Origin of the sequence: Marinimicrobium locisalis (assembly GCF_039822625.1) — a bacterium.
GTDB lineage: Bacteria > Pseudomonadota > Gammaproteobacteria > Pseudomonadales > Cellvibrionaceae > Marinimicrobium > Marinimicrobium locisalis.
The window spans coordinates 22078-44411 of record NZ_JBDLLG010000030.1 but is presented as its reverse complement, the minus strand read 5'-3'; the positions used below and the strand labels follow the sequence as shown (position 1 = coordinate 44411).

Below are 22334 nucleotides of genomic sequence, written 5' to 3'. Positions count from 1 at the left end.
TGGTCCGACATGAAACGTGTTGTTGGTATTAAAACCAGAACGATAAATAAAACCGAATGACGTCGGCGTCGAATTCGTACAGGGGTTCTTCGCCGGCGGCGTATTCTTCTGGTGACACTGTCACGTCTCTGAAATTGTCGTACTCGAACTGAATCCGGTCCCAGAATAAGTTGATGGTGCTTTTCTCAAAGCCGGGCACGGCGCCTCGGGGTAAGGTGTAGGTAACTCCCGCAGCCAGTGTGGTGGAGTTGAAGGGGCCCATTTCCTTGTCCCGGGCCATATAGTTCTGGGCGTCCCGGAAGGGGAACAGGTCGCTATAGAAATCCGCGCCGGTCTGTTGGTAGTCCCGCCATTTGAGCTCCAGCAGCCAGTTGTCCTTTAGGCTGTGGGTGTAGCGCAACTCGATGGTGTCCGCTTCGATGGCCCAGTTGTCTTCAAAGTAGCGGTATTCACCGCGAAGGGCCGAACGCCGGTTGGGCAGGTGGTAAATGGCCCGCAGCGCATAGGCGTCGCTGTTGCGGGTGTTCGGGTAGACTTCCGGCTGGTAGCTGTAGCCGCGCGCGCTGGTGGGGTCGCGGTAGCGGACCTGGCGGTAGGCGTTGTTGAGAAAGCCTTCGTCCACAACGGCTTCATAGCTAAAGGCGGCGATTAGGTCCGTGCGCAGCACCTGGGAGATGTTGATGCCGTAGCGCCGCCGCTCGAGAACTTCCTCGAAGTCGGGGCGGTCATTGCGGCCGATGACATCGTCGCCGTAGCTGGTGTTAAGGCTGACGGTGGTCAGGTCTCCGAAGAAGGTCTGGGTAATGCCGAAGCTGTAGGTGGTCGCGTCGTAGTCGTTTTCTTCACTGGAGGCCCAGCCCAGGCTGATCAGGGTCCGGTCGTTCAGGTATTGCAGGCCGGCGTTGTATTCGGTGCGCTCCTCGGCATAGGGGCTAGCGGCGGAATTCACATCCACGCCGGCCGCTTCCACATCGATGGACGCGCCGCTGACGGTGTCTACATAGTACTTTCCGGATACCGACACCGATTCGCCCAGATTCTTACGCACCAAGACTGCCGGCCCGTCGATTTTCACTCCGCCGCCCTCGTAGCTGTGGTAGAGAATATCGATGCGTTCTTCCGGCAGCACGGAGCTGAGCGCCGGGGCGCTGAACAGAATCAGTAGGGCGCCGAGGTAACGCTTGAGCGGGCGCTTAGTTACAGCCACAACCGCCCCCCGCACTGCCGTCGGCACCGCGCCCGGCTTCCCGAGCGTCGTGAACGTGGCCCAGGTAGCTGCTTGAGGCCGGGTTTCGATCAAAGCTCATAATCGGGTCGGCCAGTTTCTGACGCTCGTAGGGTTGGACCCAGGGCTGCACGCTGCAGGCGCCGAGGAAACCGCACAGGGCGAGCATCAGGCTGTAGCGTAATGGTTTCATTCCCGAATCAGTTCCCGAATCTGTTTGCGGTATTTTTCTTCGTCGCCTTCTTTGTAGCCCCGGTTGACGTAGCGGACTTCACCGTCCCGGTCCACCATCACGGTGGTGGGCATGGCGCTCACCTGGTAGGTGCGGCTCACGTCGCTTTCCGGGTCGTACAGAATCGGGAAGGAGACGCCGACGTTTTCCAGGAATTTTTTCGCCGCTTCCGGGTCCTGCTCGACGTTGACCCCGAAGAGCGTAAAGCCGGCGTCTTTGTAGCGGTCGTACAGCTCGTCCAACAGCGGCATTTCCTTGCGACACGGGGCGCACCAGGAGGCCCAGAAGTTGATCATCACCACTTTGCCGCGCTGCTCTTCAAGCCGGATGTTTTCCCCGCTTTCGCTTTTCAGGGTGAAGTCCGGCGCCTTTTCGGCGTGAGCCGCCATGGCAGTAAAACCAAGGGTGGCGAGTAACAGGATACGAACCAGTTTCATGGGGTTGCCCTCTTGCATCAGCACTAGAAAAAGACCGAGACGCCCAGACGCGCCTCAAGGTTATTCACTTCCACTTCCCGACCGAAGAGCTCGTGGGTAAATACATGGCCGCGCATGCCCAGGTCGAACGCCAACCAATCAGTGGCATAGAGTTTAAAGCCGGCGCCCAGATTGTAGGTGAAGTACTCCTGCCCGGCGAACTCGGTATTGCCGGCCCCACCGATCACATAGGCGCTGGTGTTAAAACTCCAGTTTTTAGTTAGATAAATCTGCCCGGGCAGGAAATTGTAGCCCAGGGATAAATTGTAGTAAGTGTACTCCCGCTGGTCCTCGGTCAGCAGCTCCACCGCGCCGCTGAGCAATTCATAGCTGGTTTCCCGAGTCTCGGTCACGCCGTAGTTGGCCTGCAGGAAAAAGTCCTCACTGACGTGGTAACTAAGGCTGGCCCCGGCGACATCGTTGCTGCCGAAGTCCTCGACGCTCATCAGGCCGTAGAACACACCGAACTCGAAGTTCTCGGTATCGAGATCCCGCTCACTGATGGTCCGGCGCTCTTCGTCCGGGCCGACAATATCCCCGAGGGGACCGTCGTCCTGGGCGAGGGCGAGCGGGGCGCTACCGGCCAGGGCGAGCCCTAGAAGTAGACGTTGAAACCGATTTGCCATTCGGTGACCTCTTCGTTGGTATCACGGCTGGTGAGTATCTGGTGATGGGTGGCGTCGATGCGCAGGAAAAAACGCCGGGTCAGATACACATAGGTGCCGAGGCTGGTTTGAAACAGGTTATCTTCCCGGTCTTCGGCTTCGACGAGGGTGGCACTGGGCTCGATGTTGATCTGTCCGGTGCCGAGCCGAAAGTAGGGGGACACTGGCCATTCGGGAAAGGGCTGGTGCATAAGGCCGACGCTGAGTATCTGGCTGTCGGAAAACTGGCCGGTGTTTTGCGACAGGCGCAGGTCGGCGGTCAGGTGTTCGGTAAAACGAAAGCCGGCGTTGAGGCTGAGGGCGTCGGCGCCGTCGAAGTCGCCGGTGGCGAAGCCGATTTCCCAGCGCCGCTCGAGGTAGTCGTCTTGGGTGGCGGCGGTGATGTCGGGGGCCTGGCCGCTACCATCTTGGGTGTGTGCGAGGTTGTCGATGTGTATCCAGCCGCTTTTGCCCCGCCTTGTGGTGATTTTGATCCAGTCGGTGCGGCGTTTTTCTAGGGTAATTTTTTCGTCTTTTTCGATGATATAAAAAACGGGGTAACCACGACCGGGGCCTGTGTGCACGTCGATAAAGGTGTTGGCGACGGTGACTTTGGGGTCGTCGGCCTGAGCGCAAACTCCAAACAGGGTCAGAAAAATAATGGTGAGGGAGGTGGCGAGTTTTTTTGTTGCGGAGAGTCCGGCCCGCAGTGGGGTAAGCCCTTCCAAGACACGCTGCAAGTCCATCCCTGGACGCTCGCAACCGCGAATCCCGCGCTCTACGGTCTTGGAAGGGCTTACCCCACTGCGGGCCTCGGTGCTACGTAGTGAGCTCTTCCCCCTCCAGAAATTTGGGTGAGGTTGGCACTCTTGGTTACTACAGAGTGAGGAGGTCAGGGGAGAGGTGTACCCCTCCAGGACCGTAGAGCGCGGGATTCGCGGTTGCGAGCCTACAGGGATGTATTCATGGCGTGTCCTGGAGGGGTACACCTCTCCCCTGACCGGAGCAGACGCCGCATCAAAGGGTAAAAACCTAGACAACAAAGAAACCAAGTCCCTCATTCTTCGTCCTGTCGCGCCCGATCGAATTGATTGTTGTAATAGCGGGCGCCGGTATCGAGCCATTCCCGCAGGAGTCGGAGTTCATCGGGGTTGAGCATAGCACGGTGGTCTACGGTTCCGGGAGCGCTCAGGTCGTTTTCCTGAGTAAAGCGGGCGAAGAACGCCGCACTGGCCGCCGCCCCGCCGCGAGAGAGAGGCGCCTGCACCGGCACCGGCGCCAGAATCGGAATGGGCTCGCCGTTCTCATCCAACACCAACTCTCCCTCTTCATCGGTCTGGAACTCACCGGTCTCCACCAAAAGATCCACCACCGCGCCGTCCACAATCGTGACCTCATTGTCCCGGTTCAGAAGCTCCTCGTAAGACACCATCTCGCCGCCACCGGCCGCATCACTCACCAGCTCCAATTGGCCCGCCGGGAGCTGCGGCTCGTTGTCCGGCCCGAAGCGGGTGTGGCAGCCGATACAGGTGTGATCAATGGGCTCGCCCAGGCCGTCCAGGACCAGCTCCGCCGCACCCTCCTCGTTGTTTTCGGTGAGCAGCCGGGTCCGATCCCACAGCGGTTGGATATGGTTCTCGTAATTGATGATGATCCGGCACTGAGGAGTCCACTGGGTCAGACAGCCCTCGGTGGTTGGAGGGTAAGTGGGTGAAACGGTCAGGCCTTCGTCGGCGTTGTCGCCGTTGACGTACTCCCGGTAGCGATCGGCGGCCAGGGCGCTGTAGAGGCGCTGATGTGCTGCATCGGGAGCGCGCACGGCCGGATCGGTCCAGACATCAACGTAGTGGATATTGACGTTCGGCTCCCGTGGTCCGCGCTCGGTGCAGGTGCCGGGGTCGTCGGGGTTGCTGCACTCCACCGCGATACGGGCATCAAACTGGGCCATGGTCTCGCCCATTTCCGGGAAAACCGGCGTGCCGAACGCATCGGTTCGCAGGGTATTGGGGAAGGGTTGGCCGGTGGTCTCCGCGCCGCTATAGGCGGGGGCCGGCCCTCGGTCCGGGTGACCGTGGGGAACCTGGCTGTTGCCGGTATGGCAGCCGGCGCACTGGCGTTGCTCCCCCGGGCGCAACTGCAGCCAGTTGCGGTGTTGGGGCATGATCCGGGTGCCTTCCTCATCCACCACGTCAAAGCTGAACGCCACATCGGCGGGGACTTTGGTCATTACCGAGCCGTCGGGTTCGATGGGCACGTAGCCCAGAATTTCCCGCAGACCTCGGTTGGCGTTAAAGCGGTTGCCGAATACCTCGTCGTCCTGGTCGTTCAGGGTGTTGTTGTCCGGGCGGGACACGGCCTTGATCAGGCGCAGGAATCGGGCCGGCCGGTCCTCGGCGTTGGTTTGGGCCGGGTCCATCAGCGTGTCCACCTCCTCGGTCAAAGTGCCGTCCAGGTCGTACACGTTTTGAATGTGCAGCACGCCCACGCCTTCATTCACCCAGTCCGCGTCGGGCACCACCGGTTCCTGAAAGCCCGGGCGGGGGCGGGGCTCCAGGGCCACCGGTTCGGTCACCATCTGGTCTTCCTCGGCCAGCACCACCGGCTGTTGGGTCGGGCCCTGAGGGTCGAACACCCACAAACCGAACACTGGCGGCGCTGGCTCAGTGCCATCGGTGGCCAGCCAGTCGTCGGTGCAGGGCACCAGGCGCTCTTCCTCGGGCAGTGACAGGCGGCAGGGGCTCCAGCTCACCAGTAAGCGCTCACTACCGTCCTGCATGGGATAAGCGCTGTGGTACAGCCCGGCGCGGGAGAGGTCACCATTCAGGGGAATGGGCTGCTCGGCCAAAGACGTTTGCGCGGGGCCGCCGTCGTCCCCTTCAATCGTTTGCTCCGCCTCCACGAAGGCGGTGATATCCACCTTCACCAAATCGCCCCCCAGCAGATCCTCCCGAGGCTTGGCGATAGCCAGCAACTGCCCGTCCCGCATCAACTGGGGTGAAAACAGCGCCGGCGTGTCATCACCGGAAAGGCTGTGATAGCCATATTCGGGGGCCAGCGTGGTGCCGTCAGGGTTCAACCGGTACAGGCTAATCCGCCCCCGCCCGAAGCCGTCCCACCGAGAAAACAAAATCCGGCCGTCATCCCTTACCAACGGCTGCAAATCGTGACTCTGGTTATAACTCACCTGCTCGATATTGCGCCCGTCACCGTCCATAACGTGCAGCACCAGCGCCGCCTGATTGTCGTTCTCCGTCTGCGCGGCAAACTGCGGCTTGCCATCGTCCAGCAACACCGCCCGGCTTCGGGTCTGGCGGGTGGAAGTAAAGACTATACGGTCATCAGGAAGGTAGTGAGGGCTCACATCCTCCCCGGCCTCAGCGCTTAAATCCGAGGGAATCACCCGCCGAAGCGCCTCCGTCTCTAGACTGTACTCCCAGATATTCCAGGTCGGCTGCTCATCGTCATCCGCATCCTCAATCTCCGGAGCCCGCAGCGCAAACAGAAAGCGATCCCCATCCGGGTGTACCGACAAATCCTTCACATCGTACAGCGCCCCCTCCTCAAACAACTCAGCGGTCAACACCCGTCGCCCGGCCGTCGCCGTCGCCCGATCCTGAAAAACCAAACGCGCCCCGGGCCGAAACTCCGCCGGGTCCGTCAACACCTCCGGCAGAATCGCCATGGAATCCTCATCCCGAGGCACCGGCCGCACCACATACGCCAGCGGAAAATCCACCACCACCGGATCCGCCTCCTGATCCCCACCGGTCTCCCCCTGAACGGGATCGCCCACGCCACCGCCGCAGGCGATAAGCGCCAGAGCGAGAGACAGGGGAAGTAAAAGGTGGCGAAGGACGGTGAATGACATGAAATTTATCTCTTGAAGAGTGTTATGTCGTTATTAATCCGGTTCCCGCAAGTAAGGGTTCCGCCGGCCCAATTATGGTGTGGTGTTTGGGTCGCTACAACGTGCCGAGGGCGGCAGTAAGGTGGTACCCATCAAGACCGTAGAGCGCGGGATTCGCGGTTGCGAGCGTACAGGGATGTACTTGCAGCGTGTCTTGATGGGTACCACCTTACTGCCGGCCGTCCGTTAAGCTACCGCTACAAGGGCCTGGAGGTTCCTCAACCAAATAGAAAGTCATTATCGACGCTTTCCCACCCGAATGAATGGGGTCTGGCGCCAAAAAGCGGCATCGAATGCCCTATTTGTGACGCACTTAACAAAAATACTGGCTATACAAGCACAGGAAGTGACCTCCTTCACCCCTATAATGAGACAAAAGCGCGACATTATTAAACACGCAACCGCCACCACCTTGCCTCTGCCCTCCCCGGCCGCACTAGAGGCAAGCCTTGGCCTTGGGGAGCAACCGTGATCAACACCCACCCATCCACGGCGAAAGCCGCGCGTCTGGGCCTGTGCGCACTGCTAATCAGTGTCACCAGCCTCGCCGCCCAGGCAGGGTCACGCGAACAGGCCCTGCAAATCCACAACCGCATCGCCGGCGTGCCGCCCAGCGAAACCGTCCTGCTCGACATGGCCCAACACATCGACAACGGCGACACCGACGCCGCCGTGGAAATGGCCATGAACAACGAAGGCTTCTACAGCGTCACCCTCAAAAACATGGCCACCCCCTGGACCAACCGGGACATGAACGTCTTCGCCCCCTTGAACGACTACACCGCCACCTTCATTGGCATGGTGCGCGACGGAGAAGACATTCGCGGACTGCTCTACGACAACATCCTCTACGTGGGCGAGGGTAGCGGCCTGCCCGCCTACGCCAACGACAACAACAACCACTACGAAGCCCTGGAAGAGCGGGGGCTGCCTCTGGGTGACCCGGACACCCTGGTCAAGCACACCCAGTCCGAGGTTACCGGCCTGCCCGCCGAGGCCACCGCCGGCATTATGACCAGCCGCGCCGCCGCCCGCGCCTTCTTTTACGCCGGCACCAACCGGGCCATGTTTCGCTTCACCCTGCTCAACCACCTGTGCCGGGACCTCGAGCAGGTGCACGACACCAGTCTGGTTCCCGACCGCATCCGTCAGGACGTGAGCCGCAGCCCCGGCGGTGACAGTCGGGTTTTCCTGAACAACTGCATGGGCTGCCACAACGGCATGGACCCGCTCGCCCAGGCCTACGCCTACTACAACTGGGAGTACGACGCCGAAGCCGACCCCACCGGGGAGGACGGCCGGATCACCTACAACCGCGAAGGCGAGGTGGAGCCCGAAACCGGCACCCGCGTGGTGCCCAAATACCATATTAACGCCAACACTTTTCGCTATGGCTACGTCACCATGGATGACGGCTGGGACAATTACTGGCGCAAGGGCAACAACCGCGTCCTGGGGTGGAGCAACGCCCTGCCCGGCAGTGGCGAAGGGGCCAAAAGCATGGGCCGGGAACTGGCTCACAGCGATGCCTTCGCCAGTTGCCAGGTGGAAAAGGTGTTTGAGCAGGTTTGCCTGCGTCAGCCCGGCAGTGCGGCTGACCACCAGTTGATAGAAAGCGCGACCGATACACTGGCATCCAACGGTTATGACCTGCGTGAAGCCTTTATTGCCACCGCCGACCACTGTAAGGGGGAATAAGCATGACTTATCTTCGCCGTTCCCTCTTTGCCTCCTTTGCGACGCTCGCGGCCGTCATGCTGCTCTCGGCCTGCGGTTCCGACAGCGGCTCCGGTGTCCAGAAAAACGTCGATCCGAACGAGGATGTGCCCACGGTGAACTACACCGGCCCGGCGCCGCAAACCGACGATGTGCAGCAGTTCAAGCTCGCCGTCTGGGATCCGCTTGCCACGGAAAACCGCTGCGGCAGCTGCCACGGCACCGGCGGGCAGGAGCCGACCTTTGTCCGTGCCGACGATATTAACCTGGCCTACTCGCAAGCGAACACCGTGGTGGACCTCGCCAGCCCCGCCAGCTCGCGAATGGTGACCAAGGTGGCCGAGGGCCACAACTGCTGGCAGGCCAGCGCCGATGCCTGTGCCGATATTATTGCCGGCTACATCGAAAGCTGGGCCAGCGCGTCCGGGGCGGTGGTCAATCGGGTGGTGTTTGAAGCGCCGAACGACCAGGACGTGGGCAGCAGCAAAATCATGCCCTCGGAGCCGGGGGAGTTTTCCTCCACGGTTTATCCGTTTCTGCGAGACTATTGCAGCGAGTGTCATACCCGCAGCGCCCCGACCGCTCAACAGCCTTACCTGGGCAGCCCCTCGCTGGATATCGCCTACGAGGCCGCCCGTACCCGTATGCGCCTGGATGCGCCCGCCGAATCCCGCTTGGTGCAACGGCTTGCGAGCGAAGGGCACAACTGCTGGAGTGATGACTGTCAGGCCGATGCCGATGCCATGGCTCAGGCCATTGCCGACTTCGCCGACAGCATTCCGGTGACCGAAATCGACCCCGATCTTGTCGTTAGTCGAGCACTGGGTCTGGGCGATGGCATTGTCGCCAGCAATGGCGGCCGGGTGGACAGCCACATTATCGCCAAGTACGAGTTCAAAACCGGTAAAGACTCCATTGCCTACGACACCAGCGGCGTTGAACCCGCGGCCAACCTGAACTTGAGCGGGGACGTCGAGTGGATGAGCTCCTGGGGCATTCGGCTCAACAGCAGCGGCGCGGATGGCAAGGCCCAGGCCGCCACCAACGGCAGCCGCAAACTCCATGAGCTGCTCACCGCCACCGGCGAATACAGCATCGAGGCGTGGGTTATTCCAGACAACGTCACCCAGGGCGACGGCGGAGCCGACACCGCCCGCATTGTCAGCTACTCCGGCAGCAATGATGTTCGCAACTTTACCCTGGGCCAGACGCTGTACAACTACGACTTCCTGAACCGCAGCAGCGAGACCGACGTTAACGGTCTGCCCGCCCTGTCCACCAATGATGCCGACGAGCGCCTCCAGGCCACCTTGCAGCACGTAGTGGTGACCTTTGACCCGGTGGACGGCCGTCAGATCTTTGTAAATGGCGAGTTCACCGGTGACGCCGATCCGCTGGCGGGCGCGGCCATGGAAGAGTGGAGCGAAACCTTCGCTCTGGTACTGGGCAATGAGGTGTCCGGGTCCGAGTATGCGTGGAGCGGCAGCATTCGCTTTCTGGCCATTCACAACCGGGCATTAAGCGCGGAGGCGATCAGTGCCAACTTCGATGTGGGCGTGGGCGCGCGTTACTTTCTGCTGTTTAACATCTCCCACCTTATCGACGTGGAAGGGGCCTACATCAGTTTTGAGGTTCAGCAGTTTGACGACTACGGCTACCTGTTTGCCGAGCCTTTCTTTCTCACGCTGGACGGGGAGGCCAGCGTGCCTCCGACTCCGGTGGAGGGCATTCGCATCGGCGTCAACGGCCGCGAATCCCCAACCGGCCAGGTGTTTGCCGCACTGGATACCGAGCTGAGCACCGAGGCGATGGTCGATGGCCGGCAGACGCTCTCGGGCCAGGGCGCGGTCATCGAGTTGCAACAGGGCCCGGCGAGCGACCAATTCTTCCTAACGTTTGATCGGTTGGGCGAGCACGAGTTTGTGCGTGTCGAAGCCGAGCCTCCAACGCCGGCTGAACCCGCGACGATTGAGGATCAGCCCACCATGGGCTTGCGCTCCTTCGCGGCGATCAACGCGACCCTGTCCGCCGCTACGACCGTGCCCAAAACCCACGCGGCGGTGGCGGAGACCTACCAGAAAGTCCGCCAACAGATGCCCATCGAGCCCCAAGTGAGTGGCTTTGTCGCCGCCCATCAGATGGGGGTGACCCAACTGGCGGTCGCTTACTGCTCCGCTTTGGTCTCCGATACCAGCCGACGCAGCGAGTACTTTGCGGGCTTCAACTTTAATGTCGACGTCGCGGCCGCGTTTGATTCCGACGGGCGCAGCGCGGTCATTGAGCCTTTGCTGCGGCACTTGCTGGCGGCGGAAATCGACGGGCAGCCCTTGGACAGTCAGGCCGACCCCGACGCCTTGCGCACCGAGCTCAATGGTCTGATCGATACCATGGCAGGGGGCGGCGGTGATGTGCAACGAGCCAACCGCATCGTTACCGCCACCTGTGCGGCCACCCTGGGCAGCGTCCTGACGCTGTTGCAATAAACCGGATTTGGAAATAGGCAGAGTCTTATGAAACTACGCAAAACGCCACTGCATCCGGATGCGCCCCTGCTGCTGGAAGGGCATCACCGCCCCATGACCCGGCGGGAGCTGATTGCCCACGGTTTCAAGGCCGGCGCCGGTACCATTGTCGGCGGTGCCCTGAGTGGCCTAGTGGTGAACTCCGCTTTGGCGCAGGAAGTAAGCCTGAGTAACGATATTGAGGAGCTGCGTCAGGCCTGCGGTATCGCCAGCAGCGGAGCGGGCAAAATTCCGTTTATCTGTTTTGATCTGGCAGGCGGCGCCAATATGGCCGGCTCCAATGTGCTTGTGGGTGGTCCGGGTGGCCAGATGGATTTTCTCAGCACCGCCGGTTACAACAAACAGGGGCTACCGGGGGACATGACGCCCTCCTCCTCCACTGACGACTTCGTTAACACCGACCTGGGGCTGGCCTTTCACAGCGACAGCCAAATGCTCGCCGGCATTCTGGAGAAGGCCAGCGGCCGTTCGGGGCAGGTCAATGGTTGTGTGATTCCCGCCCGCTCGGAAAACGACACTGGCAATAATCCCCACAACCCCATGTACGGGATCAACCGCGCCGGCGCCAATGGCGAGCTGCTGGCGTTGGTTGGCTCCCGGGCCAACGACTCTGGCGGCAACTCCATGGCCCCGGCCTCGCTCATCAACCCCGAGGCCCGGCCCACCAAAGTGGACCAGCCCAGCGATGTGACCGGCCTAGTGGACACCGGTGACTTGGTGAACCTGCTCAGTCAGGAAGACACCGTGCGGGTGATGGAGTCCATGACCCGAATGAGCCGGGAGCGGCTTAACAACCTGAGTTTTGACACCTCTCAGGATGAGCAGCTCAAAGAGCTGCTGAGCTGCGGCTATGTGAAAAGTGCCGATTTGGCGGCCCGCTTTGGAGACCCCGCCTCCATTGACCCGGAGAGGGACGATGATATTGTCGGGCCCAACGGCGTATTTTCCGATGAAGAATTCGACAGCGACCGGGAGTTCCGCAAGACCGCCTCGGTGATGAAGCTGGTGGTGGAAGGCCGCGCGGGGGCCGGCACGGTCACCATGGGCGGCTACGACTACCACACCGGCGACCGCGCCACGGGCGAAATCCGCGACCTGCGCGCCGGGCGCTGCATCGGCGCCTGCTTGGAGTACGCCGCGCGCAAGAACGTGCCCATCATGATTTACGTGTTCAGTGACGGTTCGGTGTTCAGTAACGGCATGATTGACGACTCGCCCGAAGGTCGGGGCAAGGGCGTTTGGACCGGGGACAACCAACAGACCGCCGCCTCCTTCTTCCTGGTGTACAACCCCACCGGCCGGCCCCAGTTAATGGACACCGGTAGTGGTACCGCCACGCATCAGCAAATCGGCTACATGCGCCCCAGCGGTGATGTGGAAACCGCCTCCACCCCGGCGGCCAACAACGTCAACCTGCTGGTGGAAACGGTGGTGCTCAACTACATGGCGTTGCATGGCGAGCAGTCCCGGTTCGAACAGAAGTTCGAGCGCCACGGCCTGGGCAACAGCACCATGATGGACCGGCTGACCGGCTTCCAGCCCATCTGCAACGGCACCATCGACCAACCGACCTAAAGCCTTCCGTAGAGCGCGGTAAGCGAAGCGCACCCGCCACCCGCCGTCGCCAAGTAGCGGGTACGACGAGTGCGCTTCGCTTACCGCGCCGTATACCTTACTTCTCCACTCCTTTGTTTTGAATCAAAGTTCCCGTGATCCTTTCTTCCCTCCTCCGTCGTAAGGTGTAGAGTGTGTTAAAACTCTGCTAATCTCCTCCATGGAGGTTTTCTTCTATGAAACGACTGTGCGACGGATTGTTGGGCGATGGCCTCTTGGCGTTTGGCCTGGGGCTGATGTTTCTATTCTGGGCGGGCTCAGTACAGGCGCAGGCTTCGGAAGAAGCGGTGCCAGAGGGGCCCCATGTCGCCGAGATAACGATCGACGGGCCCATTGGCCCCGCCACCAAGGATTACCTGCTGCGCTCCATTGAGGAAGCCAACGAGAACGGCGCTCATGCCGTGCTGCTTCGCATGGACACCCCGGGCGGGCTCGACGCCGCCACGCGCGACATTATCAAGGGCCTGCTGGCCTCCCCGCTTCCCGTTATTACCTACGTTCACCCCGCCGGCGCCCGTGCCGCCAGCGCGGGTACCTATATTCTCTATGGCAGCCACGTAGCAGCCATGACGCCCTCCACCAGCCTGGGGGCGGCCACCCCGGTGCAGATGGGCGGCCTGCCCACGCCCGGCGGGGAACCGCAAAAGCCCACGGGTGAGAATGGCGGCTCAGGCGCCGAGGGCGAGGACGCCGAGCAATCGCAGGGCGGGGACAGTGGTGAGGGCGCCCCGCAGCCCGGTTCCACCATGGAGCGCAAAGTCATCAACGATGCCGTGGCCTTTATTCGAGGCCTGGCGGAACGTTACGGGCGCAACGCCGACTGGGCGGAAAAAGCCGTGCGCGAAGCGGTCAGCCTGACGGCCACGGACGCGTTAGAGCAGAACGTGATCGATGTGGTGGCCGAGAACCGCGAAGACTTGCTGGCTCAACTGGATGGCAGGGAAGTCGAGCTCGAAAGCGGGACGGTGACGCTCGCCACGGCGGACCTGCCGATCCGCAGCTATGCGCCCGACTGGCGCAACGAGTTGCTCAGTATTGTCACCAACCCGCAAGTGGCCTCCATTCTGCTGCTGATCGGGGTCTACGGCTTGATTCTTGAGGGCTACAACCCGGGGGCCATGGTGCCGGGGGTTGTGGGCGTGATTTGTCTGCTGCTGGGGCTCTACGCCTTGCAGGTATTACCGGTGAACTACGCCGGGCTCGCCCTGATTTTCTTGGGGGGTTGTCTGATTTTAGCCGAGGCCTTTATTCCCAGCTTCGGGGTGCTGGGTATTGGCGGCGTGGTGGCTCTGGTGTTTGGCTCCATCATGCTGGTGGATACCGACGTGCCGGGCATGGAAGTCTCCTATGAAATTGTTGGAGCTGTAGCGGCCGTCGGCTCGTTGGTTGTATTGGGCATCGTCACCATGGTGGGCCGAAGCTTGCGCATGCCCCGCCAAGACGCTGCCCGTGCCATGGTCGGCCGGGAGGCGGAAATAGCCCAGGCCTCGGGCCACTCTGGAAAAGTACGAATTGACGGGGAGTTTTGGGATGTGACCAGCGAACAAACGCTAACCCCTGGCGATCAAGTTCAGGTGGTGGACCAGAACGGGCTGCATTTAAAAGTCCGTGGCAAGTCGTAAGTTTTCTAAAAACCGTATTTCGTTAACCGTTTTTAAATCACTGAAGAGGGAGTGCTCCCGATGATGGTTGAATATTTTTTTGGTTTATTGGCAACGTTTGTCGTTCTTCTGCTCGCTTATGCCATTCGCATTTTGCGCGAATACGAGCGGGGTGTGGTGTTCATTCTGGGCCGCTTCCAGTCGGTGAAGGGGCCTGGTCTGGTGATCATTATTCCGTTTATCCAAACGATGGAGAAGGTGGACCTTCGCACCATCGTGATGGATGTGCCCAGTCAGGATGTGATCAGCCGGGATAACGTCTCGGTGAAAGTGAATGCGGTCGTGTATTTTCGGGTGATGGACCCGCAGAAGGCGATTATTAATGTGGAGCATTATTACGAGGCGGTGAGCCAGCTGGCGCAGACGACGCTGCGCTCGGTGCTGGGTAAACACGAGCTGGATGAGATGCTGGCGGAGCGGGATAAGTTGAATCAGGATATTCAGGGGATTCTGGATCAGAGTTCTGACAATTGGGGCATCAAGGTCAGCAATGTCGAGATCAAGCATGTGGACATTGATGAGAGCATGATCCGCGCCATCGCCCGCCAGGCGGAGGCGGAACGCTCCCGGCGCGCGAAGGTGATTCACGCTGAAGGTGAATCCCAGGCGGCGGCGAAGTTAACGGACGCGGCCGAGGAGTTGTCGAAGAATCCGAATGCGATGACGCTGCGTTATTTGCAGACCTTGATTGATATCGCCGGCGAGAAAAATTCCACCATCGTATTCCCCCTCCCAGTGGATATGATCGGCAGCATCATGGATCAGTTTAAGTCCAAGAACTCTTAATGACTGCGGGCTTCAGGTCGTTCCGGTGAGGAGCGGCTAGTACCCTATGGAGACCCGCCGTGAATACGTCCCTGTAGGCTTCTCATCGGCATCCATGCCTCAGAGAGTCTCCATAGGGTACTAGCCGCTCCTCACCTCAGTGCCATCGAATTGGCTCGTAGCTAAATGTAGGGCGGATAAGCGCCAAGCGCATCCGCCACTCCCCTCCAAAGGTTAATGCTTGGCACTGAGGGTCGGATTGGGGTGTGGTTATGGGAGACTCTCTGAGGCATGGATGCCGATGAGAAGCCCCCATGGATGGGTTTACGGCGGGTCTCCCATAACCACACCCCAATCCGACCCGGACGGCCACACAACCACCTCAGCTACTCATTTTCCTGCCGCGCATAGACCTCAACCGCCTCGGTCTCATCAACAACCACATCCAATAAAATGGGCTGACAACAGACCTGACAATCCTCCACATAAGACTGCTCAGGCAACGACGTATCCACCAGCAGCCCAAGGGGCTCGCCACAGTAAGGACACAAAATCTTCTTCTCAACCAAATCGGCCATAGCACCCTCCCAAAGCCGCGAATTGCGGTATTCTCATTAGACGACCAGCGGTGGGCGCCGTTCCCTACGGCCCTACGGGTAGGGCAACGGCTACCGAGCCAACGAAGGGATCGCCGCCATCAACTGACGGGTGTACTCCTCCGAAGGATGATCGAAAATCGTCTGGGCCTCCCCCGACTCCACCACCTTGCCGTCCTTCATGATCATCACCCGGTGGCTTAGGGCCCGCACCACGCTTAAATCGTGACTTACGAACAGATAGCTTAGCTGGCGTTCCCGTTGCAGGCGGCGTAGCAGCTCAATGATGTCCTTCTGAACCGAGCGATCCAGTGCCGAGGTGGGCTCGTCCAGAATAAGCAACATCGGGTCCAGAATAAGGGCCCGAGCGATGGCGATTCGCTGGCGCTGGCCGCCGGAGAACTCGCCGGGGTAGCGGTGGCGGGTGGCCGGATCCAGGTGGACCGCCTCCATCGCCTCGACCACGGCGCGGTCCAGCGCCCGGGCATCCATTTTAGTATGAACCCGTAGCCCCTCGGCGATAATCTGGCTGACCGACATTCGTGGGCTCAGGCTGCCGTAAGGGTCCTGAAAAATAATCTGCAGCTTTTGCCGCAAGGGGCCCATGGCTTTGTGGTCGAGGGTGTTCAGGTCGAACCGTTCGTTTTCGTCCCGCAGCCAAATGTGACCCTCGCTCGAAATCAGCCGCAGCAGCGCTCGGGAAAGGGTGGTTTTACCGGAGCCACTCTCCCCCACAATGCCCAGGGTTTCCCCCCGCCGCAGTGTGAGGGTAATGTCGTCCACCGCTTTGACGTGGTCGTACACCCGTTTAAAAATCCCCCGTGTCATGGGGAACCAGATGCGCATCCGCTCGGCCCGCAACAACGTGGGGGCATCGGTAGGCACGGGGTCCGGAGCGCCCTCGGGCTCGGCATCGAGCAGGCGGCGAGTGTACTCGTGTTGGGGCGACTGAAAGACCGTGTCGGTAACCCCGGTTTCCACGATTTCGCCCGAGCGCATAATGGCCACCCGGTCGGCGAGGCGGCGCACGACGGCCAAGTCGTGAGTGATAAACAACACGGCCATGTTCAGCTCGCGCTGCAAGTCCTCAATCAGCGCCAGCACCTGCGCCTGGATGGTGACATCCAGAGCGGTGGTGGGTTCGTCGGCGATGAGCAGGTCGGGCTCGTTGATCAGGGCCATGGCGATCATTACCCGCTGGCGCTCGCCCCCGCTGAGCTGGTGAGGGAGGGCATTCAGGCGTTTCTCGGCATCGCGCAGCCCCACCCGTTTCAGCCAGTGCAGCACCGTCGGGCGGGCCTCCTTGCGGGGGAGGCCTTTGTGCAGCAACACCGCCTCCGCCAGCTGTTTCTCAATGGAATGCAACGGGTTCAGGCTGGTCATCGGCTCCTGAAAAATCATGCTGATTTTGGCCCCGCGAACCCGCCTTAATCCGTCTTCGGAGAGTGCGAGTAGGTTCTGCCCCTGAAACTGGACGGCTCCCCGTGGGTATCGGACGTTGTGTTCTGGCAGCAGCCGAAGAATGGATTGCGCGGTGACGGACTTGCCGGAGCCGCTCTCCCCCACCAGCGCGAGTGTTTCGCCCTTGTTGATCGCCAAATCGACACCTGAGACCACGGTCTTGTAGTCGTCTCCGGTGCGAAACTGAACAGACAGTTGTTCGATGGCCAGTAACGGTTCAGTCATGACTAGCGGGTCCGGTTTGGGTCCAGGGCATCGCGGGCGGCTTCCCCGACGAATACCAGAAGCGTCAAAAGCAGTGACAGCACGATAAATACCGAAATACCGATCCAGGGTGCATGCAAATTGTTCTTGCCCTGGCTCACCATTTCGCCCAGCGAGGGGGAGCCCGGCGGCAAACCAAAGCCGAGAAAATCCAGAGCGGTTAAGCTGGTAATTGAGCCCACCATAATAAACGGCAGGAAAGTCACTGTGGCCACCATGGCGTTCGGTAGCAGGTGGCGGAACATCAGCGCCCGGTCTGAAACACCCAGCGCGCGGGCCGCCAGCACATAGTCGAAGTTGCGTGCCCGAAGGAATTCCGCCCGTACCACGCCGACCAGTGCCATCCAACCAAACAGCAAGAGGATAACCAGCAAAGTCCAGAAGCTCGGCGGCACAAAACTGGCGATAATAATCAATACAAACAATGTGGGCACGCTGGACCAGACCTCCAGGAGCCGCTGGCCGAACAGGTCGATTTTGCCCCCGTAAAACCCCTGAACGGCCCCCGCCGCGATGCCGATGATGGAAGTCAGTACGGTCAGCACCAAACCGAAAACCACCGAAATCCGGAAGCCGTACAATAGCCGGGCAAGCACATCCCGGCCCTGATCGTCCGTTCCTAACCAGTTCTCGCTAGAGGGCGGGCTTGGGGCCGGAGTGGGCAGGTCGTAATTAATCGTGCGGTAGCTGAATGGAATCGGGGGCCAGAGCATCCACCCCTGTTCTTGAATGAGCTCGGCAATGTAGGGGTCCCGGTAGTCCGCCGCCACGGCGAAATCACCACCAAATTCAAGCTCGGTGTAGTCCTCCCAAAGCGGAAAATAGAGCGAGTCCTCGTAACTGACCAGTAGCGGTTTCTCATTGGCGATAAAGTCCGACAGAAGGCTTATCGCGAACAGTCCCAGAAACAGCCACAGGCTCCAGTAGCCGCGACGGTTGTTGCGGAATCGGTGCCAACGTTCTCGGTTCAGTGGGCTTAAGGTCATGGCCAATCGGAAACCTACCGGGATTCAAAGTCAATGCGTGGGTCGACCCAGGTGTACGCCAGGTCGCTGATAATGCCAATCAGCAGACCGAGCAGGCCGAAAATGTACAGGGTGCCGAACATCACCGGATAATCCCGCTGGAGCGTGGATTCAAACCCCAGAAGGCCGAGACCATCCAGTGAGAAAATCACTTCAATCAGCAGCGAGCCGGCGAAGAACAGGCTGATAAACGTTGCGGGAAAACCGGCGATAACAATCAGCATGGCGTTGCGAAAAACGTGTTTGTAGAGCACCCGCTTTTCGGTAGCTCCCTTTGCCTTCGCCGTCATCACATACTGCTTATTGATCTCATCCAGAAACGAGTTCTTGGTCAACATGGTCAGGCTGGCGAACCCGCCGATGGTCATGGCCAGAACCGGCAGGGCCATGTGCCAGAAGTAGTCGAGTATTTTCTGGTACCAAAGTAGCTCGTCGAAGTTCTGTGATACCAGGCCGCGCAGAGGGAACCAGTTAAAGTAGGAGCCCCCGGCGAACAGGATAATCAGCAGAATGGCGAATAGAAAACTGGGGATCGCGTTGCCGATCACCACCACCCAGCTGGTCCAGACATCAAACGTCGAATGGTGACGAACCGCCTTTCGAATGCCCAGGGGAATTGAGATCGTATAGATGAGCAGAGTGCTCCAGAGCCCCAGCGATATGGAGACGGGAAGACGTTCAATGATGAGGTCAATCACTGAGCGGGCGCGGAACAGGCTGTCGCCAAAGTCAAAGACGAGATAGTCTTTGAGCATAATGATGTAGCGCTCCCACAGAGGCTTGTCAAAGCCGAACTGACGCTCGATTTCGGCGATCACTTCCGGGTCGAGGCCACGCCCGGCGCGGCCGCCCGAGCCGGCCTGAGTCTCTCCGGCTTCGCCCGCACCTACGCGCTGCATATCGGCGTTGCTGATATCCAAGGACCGAGCGATGGCCTGCTCGACCGGGCCGCCGGGGGCAGCTTGAATGATAAAAAAATTCAGCGTAATAATCGCCAGCAGTGTGGGTACTACGAGCAACAAGCGACGAATGATGTAGCTCGACACAGCGCTTCTCCCGGTAGGCTATTTGGCTATTGCTTCAGCGCTTGCGCTTTGTCTTTGTCATACCACCAGGTCTCTATGCCCAGGTCGTAGTCAGGGCGGGTCTCAGGTCGATCGAACTTGTCCCAGTGTGCCACTCGGTAGTGGTCGGAGTGCCATTTCGGAATCACATAAAAGTTCCACAGCGCCACTCTGTCAAATGCCCTCCCGTAGGCCAGCAACTCTTCGGGCTGCTGTTGATGCGCTACGATATCGGTTACCAGTTGGTCAATCACCGGGTCCTGTACGCGAGCTTGGTTCCAGGAGGACTCAATATAGTCGGAGTGCCAGATAATGGGCATGTTACGATGAGGGTAGGGATTTGCCTGATAGCCACGGTCCACCATGTCGTAGTCACCGGAGCGAACTCGGTTGATGAACTGGCTGGTATCGAGCATTCGCAGGTTCATGGTAATGCCCAACCGTTCCAGGTTGCGCTTCAAAGGTTGCAGGGCCCGTTCGCTGGAGGGGCTGTAGTAGATGATCTCGAACTCGAAAGGTTTGCCAGTCTCGCCATGCGCCATCTTGCCGTCTTTGAGCTCCCAACCGGCGTCTCTCAGCAAGGCCATGGCTTTGCGCAGGGCACCGCGTATGTTGCCACTGCCGTCAGTTTCGTTGGGGCGCCATACTTCTCCAAAGACCTCCTTGGGCAGCTTGTCTTTAATGGGGGTCAGAATCTCGAGCTCATCCTCGGAAGGGCTGCCTTCGGCCATGTACTCCGTATTCTGAAAGTAGCTCAGGTTTCGTTCGTACTGGCTGTAGAAAAGGTTGCTGTTCATCCATTGGAAGTCTAGAGCGTAGTTCAGGGCATGCCGCACTCGGCGATCCTTGAATATCTCCCGCTGGGTGTTGAAGACGTAGGCGCTCATGGGTTGAGGCTCGCTGTGCTTGAGCTCCTCACGGACGATGCGACCTTCCTTTACCGCGTCAATGTCGTAATCCTCCTCCCACTTCTTCGCTTCGCTTTCGATACGCAGGTCGTACTGGCCCGCCTTGAAGGCTTCCAGTGCGACGTTTGTATCTCGATAATAGTCGTAGCGGAGAATGTCGAAGTTCAATGTGCCAAGGCGGCTGGGTAGGTCCTTGGCCCAGTAGTCCGGGTTGCGCTTGTAGGTAACGCTCTGTCCCATCTTGTACTCGGTGATCACGTAGGGTCCAGTGCCTACGGGGGGTTCGCTCAGCGGCTCGGAAAAGTCCCGTTCTTTCCAATAGTGTTTGGGCAGAATCGACAGGCTCACCAAACTGGCGATGTCATCCCGAGCAGGCTTTTCAAAGCTGAATTTGACGCGGTGTGAATCGAGTACTTCCACGTCCTTCACATTGCTGTACGAAGCACGGAACTGGGGAACGCCCTCGGTCATGAACTTGTTGAACGTGAACTTCACATCCTCAGCAGTAATTGCCTTCCCGGACTGATCCTTCGCCTGAGGGTTGATGTGGAAAATCACCCACATATGATTCGCGGGATACTCAATTTCCTCGGCAATTAGGGGGTAGTAAACGTCGATTTCATCGAGGCTTCCAATCATCAATGGGTCGTATAGGTCCCCGCTGTCGATAGCAGAACTGCCTCGGGAAGCGTAACGATTGAAACTGTCGTAGGTACCAATGGTCGCTCGCCGCAACTCACCGCCCTTGGGAGCTTCTGGATTGACATAGTCAAAATGCTCGAAGTCTGCGGGATATTTTGGATCACCGATTCCCGCGAAGCTGTGGCTCTTGATAATGTTGACCGAATTCTCTTCGGTAGTCTCCGTGGCTGACTCGGGCTCCAGTGGATCAGCAAGTGCCGTGCTGGAAAGTAACAGCCCAGCGAGCATAAAAAGCAGCGGTTTGGCGGTGTGATGTTTGTTCAGACGACTCATCAGCATGGTGGTTTCTCTCAATTGACATTCACAGTAGGCCGGACTATCGGATACACCACGCATAACGTGGGTTCATCTCCTTTTCCGATGTCTATCCAGAGACCCTTGCAGGCAATAGGCTTCAAGGCTAAGACAAATCGGCGCAAAATTCTACATTTCAGCTCCATTTCATCGCCCCAGTATATCGGAGACACGCCCCTTGAGCGTAGGCACCACCTCCTCCTCAAACCACGGATTGCGCCGCAACCATAAGTTGTTTCTGGGGCTGGGGTGGGGCATGGGCAGCTTCTCTGGCCAATAATTCCGCCAGTTGGCCACTCTTTGAGTCAGAGTGCCACGGATCTTCCCCAGATGGTAGGCATGGGCGTACTGGCCAATCACCAGCGTCAGCTCCAGGTTGGGCAGCCGCGCCAGCAGGTGGTGGTGCCAGGTTTGGGCGCACTCGGGCCTGGGGGGCATATCCCCGGAGCGCCCGGTGCCTGGGTAACAGAAGCCCATGGGAATGATGGCCAATTGCCTCGGGTCGTAAAAGGTGTCCCGATCAATACCCATCCAGTCTCGCAGTCGGTCGCCGCTGGGGTCGTTGAAGGGAAGGCCGGTTTCATGGACTCGTTTGCCGGGTGCCTGGGCGGCCACCAGAATCCGTGCGGAGGGATGGAACTGAAGCACCGGCCTCGGACCTAAGGGCAGGTGTTCGGCGCAGAGCGTGCATTGGCGCACATCGTTCAGTAGCGAGCGCCAGTCATCGGTTGGCGTCATAAGGGTGGCTCATCTCCCAACAAGTCGGAACGTTGAAGGTGGGATTGTAGAGAAAGTTGACCGTCTCAGCCCAGCTTACTTTCCGTCGTCAAGTGTAAATTGAATAAGTGCCGGTGTGGTTACCGTTTCGGGGGTAGGTTTAATGGGAAAGTGGCGTGGGAAGTCGCGCCTATAAGGGCTGATGTTGAATCAGATGTCTTAATGTTGAAATGTCGGCCACCCACTGTCAGAGATGTGGTCGGTTTCATATCTTTTTTGCCCAAAAGTCTGGAAGCTATGCAACCCGACAACGGTGACGTTGAATAGATAGCCTCGCCGGGAAATGGCGGAATTATCGTTTTTCCCAATGGGGTTATTTTGATTTGGACCATGAGAAGGCTCTGGTTAGGAAGAATGCGTCTAACAAAGGCGTGCGTGAATGAGATGATTTGTGCTAGTTTTCGAGATGTTTAATTATCGCGGTATCTATAATAATAGTCGAAATAAAGGCACCAATGTCACATTCAAAAACGCAATAAGC

The 22334-nt window shown here is 59.4% G+C and carries 17 protein-coding genes; 5 read left to right on the top strand and 12 right to left on the bottom strand.

Going from position 1 to position 22334, the window contains the following annotated elements; genetic code table 11:
• Positions 1-28 precede the first annotated feature (28 nt).
• The 6 genes from AAE514_RS16700 to AAE514_RS16675 all read right to left on the bottom strand — a co-directional run bounded on the left by AAE514_RS16700 (position 29) and on the right by AAE514_RS16675 (position 6445).
• A complete protein-coding gene (locus AAE514_RS16700) occupies positions 29-1207 on the bottom strand; it encodes a DUF3570 domain-containing protein (protein WP_347332701.1) in 1179 nt (392 codons plus the stop codon).
• A complete protein-coding gene (locus tag AAE514_RS16695) occupies positions 1194-1394 on the bottom strand; it encodes a DUF4266 domain-containing protein (protein ID WP_430623913.1) in 201 nt (66 codons plus the stop codon). Before AAE514_RS16695 ends, AAE514_RS16700 begins: the two co-directional genes overlap by 14 nt.
• Positions 1395-1414: 20 nt before the next feature.
• The gene (locus AAE514_RS16690; protein ID WP_347332699.1) at positions 1415-1894 is read right to left on the bottom strand and encodes a TlpA family protein disulfide reductase; all 480 of its coding nucleotides are present in this window, start codon (positions 1892-1894) and stop codon (positions 1415-1417) included.
• 23 nt (positions 1895-1917) lie between these two features.
• Positions 1918-2559 carry an outer membrane beta-barrel domain-containing protein gene (locus AAE514_RS16685; protein ID WP_347332698.1) on the bottom strand — a complete coding sequence of 214 codons (642 nt, stop codon included), beginning with the start codon at positions 2557-2559 and terminating at the stop codon, positions 1918-1920.
• Positions 2529-3323 (bottom strand): SH3 domain-containing protein, encoded by a 795-nt coding sequence (locus AAE514_RS16680; RefSeq protein ID WP_347332697.1) that lies wholly within the window; start codon positions 3321-3323, stop codon positions 2529-2531. Before AAE514_RS16680 ends, AAE514_RS16685 begins: the two co-directional genes overlap by 31 nt.
• A gap of 311 nt (positions 3324-3634) precedes the next feature.
• Positions 3635-6445, bottom strand: coding sequence for an HzsA-related protein (locus AAE514_RS16675; protein WP_347332696.1), 2811 nt, complete (start codon positions 6443-6445; stop codon positions 3635-3637).
• A 507-nt stretch (positions 6446-6952) separates the two neighbouring features.
• Between AAE514_RS16675 and AAE514_RS16670 the strand changes: the two genes are divergently transcribed.
• The 5 genes from AAE514_RS16670 to AAE514_RS16650 all read left to right on the top strand — a co-directional run bounded on the left by AAE514_RS16670 (position 6953) and on the right by AAE514_RS16650 (position 14783).
• A complete protein-coding gene (locus tag AAE514_RS16670; protein WP_347332695.1) occupies positions 6953-8182 on the top strand; it encodes a hypothetical protein in 1230 nt (409 codons plus the stop codon).
• Between the two features lie 2 nt (positions 8183-8184).
• Positions 8185-10683: a LamG domain-containing protein gene (locus tag AAE514_RS16665; protein WP_347332694.1), complete on the top strand. Its 2499-nt coding sequence runs from the start codon at positions 8185-8187 to the stop codon at positions 10681-10683.
• Between the two features lie 27 nt (positions 10684-10710).
• Positions 10711-12297 carry a hypothetical protein gene (locus AAE514_RS16660; RefSeq protein ID WP_347332693.1) on the top strand — a complete coding sequence of 529 codons (1587 nt, stop codon included), beginning with the start codon at positions 10711-10713 and terminating at the stop codon, positions 12295-12297.
• 215 nt (positions 12298-12512) lie between these two features.
• Entirely contained in the window at positions 12513-13958 is a 1446-nt protein-coding gene (locus AAE514_RS16655; RefSeq protein ID WP_347332692.1) for an NfeD family protein, read from the top strand.
• Positions 13959-14018: 60 nt separating this feature from the next.
• Complete coding sequence (locus tag AAE514_RS16650) at positions 14019-14783, top strand: slipin family protein (protein WP_347332691.1); 765 nt, start codon at positions 14019-14021, stop codon at positions 14781-14783.
• A gap of 365 nt (positions 14784-15148) precedes the next feature.
• Here AAE514_RS16650 and AAE514_RS16645 read toward each other — a convergent pair whose 3' ends face one another.
• From AAE514_RS16645 to AAE514_RS16620, 6 genes are all read right to left on the bottom strand, one after another.
• Entirely contained in the window at positions 15149-15340 is a 192-nt protein-coding gene (locus AAE514_RS16645) for a CPXCG motif-containing cysteine-rich protein (protein WP_347332690.1), read from the bottom strand.
• A 90-nt stretch (positions 15341-15430) separates the two neighbouring features.
• On the bottom strand, positions 15431-17044 hold the full coding sequence (locus AAE514_RS16640; protein WP_347332689.1) for an ABC transporter ATP-binding protein: 1614 nt from the start codon (positions 17042-17044) through the stop codon (positions 15431-15433).
• A gap of 2 nt (positions 17045-17046) precedes the next feature.
• Positions 17047-18069 (bottom strand): ABC transporter permease, encoded by a 1023-nt coding sequence (locus AAE514_RS16635; protein WP_347332688.1) that lies wholly within the window; start codon positions 18067-18069, stop codon positions 17047-17049.
• A gap of 14 nt (positions 18070-18083) precedes the next feature.
• On the bottom strand, positions 18084-19154 hold the full coding sequence (locus tag AAE514_RS16630) for a microcin C ABC transporter permease YejB (RefSeq protein ID WP_347332687.1): 1071 nt from the start codon (positions 19152-19154) through the stop codon (positions 18084-18086).
• A 26-nt stretch (positions 19155-19180) separates the two neighbouring features.
• A complete protein-coding gene (locus tag AAE514_RS16625; RefSeq protein ID WP_347332686.1) occupies positions 19181-21061 on the bottom strand; it encodes an extracellular solute-binding protein in 1881 nt (626 codons plus the stop codon).
• 162 nt (positions 21062-21223) lie between these two features.
• Complete coding sequence (locus tag AAE514_RS16620; RefSeq protein ID WP_347332685.1) at positions 21224-21814, bottom strand: uracil-DNA glycosylase family protein; 591 nt, start codon at positions 21812-21814, stop codon at positions 21224-21226.
• Between the last annotated feature and the right edge of the window lie 520 nt (positions 21815-22334).

Excerpts from the sequence above, each read along its gene's own strand:
- AAE514_RS16695 (WP_430623913.1), bottom strand. The coding sequence starts at position 1,394 with ATGCTCGCCCTGTGCGGTTTCCTCGGCGCCTGCAGCGTGCAGCCCTGG.
- AAE514_RS16690 (WP_347332699.1), bottom strand. The coding sequence starts at position 1,894 with ATGAAACTGGTTCGTATCCTGTTACTCGCCACCCTTGGTTTTACTGCC.
- AAE514_RS16685 (WP_347332698.1), bottom strand. The coding sequence starts at position 2,559 with ATGGCAAATCGGTTTCAACGTCTACTTCTAGGGCTCGCCCTGGCCGGT.
- AAE514_RS16680 (WP_347332697.1), bottom strand. The coding sequence starts at position 3,323 with ATGGACTTGCAGCGTGTCTTGGAAGGGCTTACCCCACTGCGGGCCGGA.
- AAE514_RS16675 (WP_347332696.1), bottom strand. The coding sequence starts at position 6,445 with ATGTCATTCACCGTCCTTCGCCACCTTTTACTTCCCCTGTCTCTCGCT.
- AAE514_RS16665 (WP_347332694.1), top strand. The coding sequence starts at position 8,185 with ATGACTTATCTTCGCCGTTCCCTCTTTGCCTCCTTTGCGACGCTCGCG.
- AAE514_RS16660 (WP_347332693.1), top strand. The coding sequence starts at position 10,711 with ATGAAACTACGCAAAACGCCACTGCATCCGGATGCGCCCCTGCTGCTG.
- AAE514_RS16655 (WP_347332692.1), top strand. The coding sequence starts at position 12,513 with ATGAAACGACTGTGCGACGGATTGTTGGGCGATGGCCTCTTGGCGTTT.
- AAE514_RS16650 (WP_347332691.1), top strand. The coding sequence starts at position 14,019 with ATGATGGTTGAATATTTTTTTGGTTTATTGGCAACGTTTGTCGTTCTT.
- AAE514_RS16645 (WP_347332690.1), bottom strand. The coding sequence starts at position 15,340 with ATGGCCGATTTGGTTGAGAAGAAGATTTTGTGTCCTTACTGTGGCGAG.
- AAE514_RS16640 (WP_347332689.1), bottom strand. The coding sequence starts at position 17,044 with ATGACTGAACCGTTACTGGCCATCGAACAACTGTCTGTTCAGTTTCGC.
- AAE514_RS16635 (WP_347332688.1), bottom strand. The coding sequence starts at position 18,069 with ATGACCTTAAGCCCACTGAACCGAGAACGTTGGCACCGATTCCGCAAC.
- AAE514_RS16625 (WP_347332686.1), bottom strand. The coding sequence starts at position 21,061 with ATGCTGATGAGTCGTCTGAACAAACATCACACCGCCAAACCGCTGCTT.
- AAE514_RS16620 (WP_347332685.1), bottom strand. The coding sequence starts at position 21,814 with ATGACGCCAACCGATGACTGGCGCTCGCTACTGAACGATGTGCGCCAA.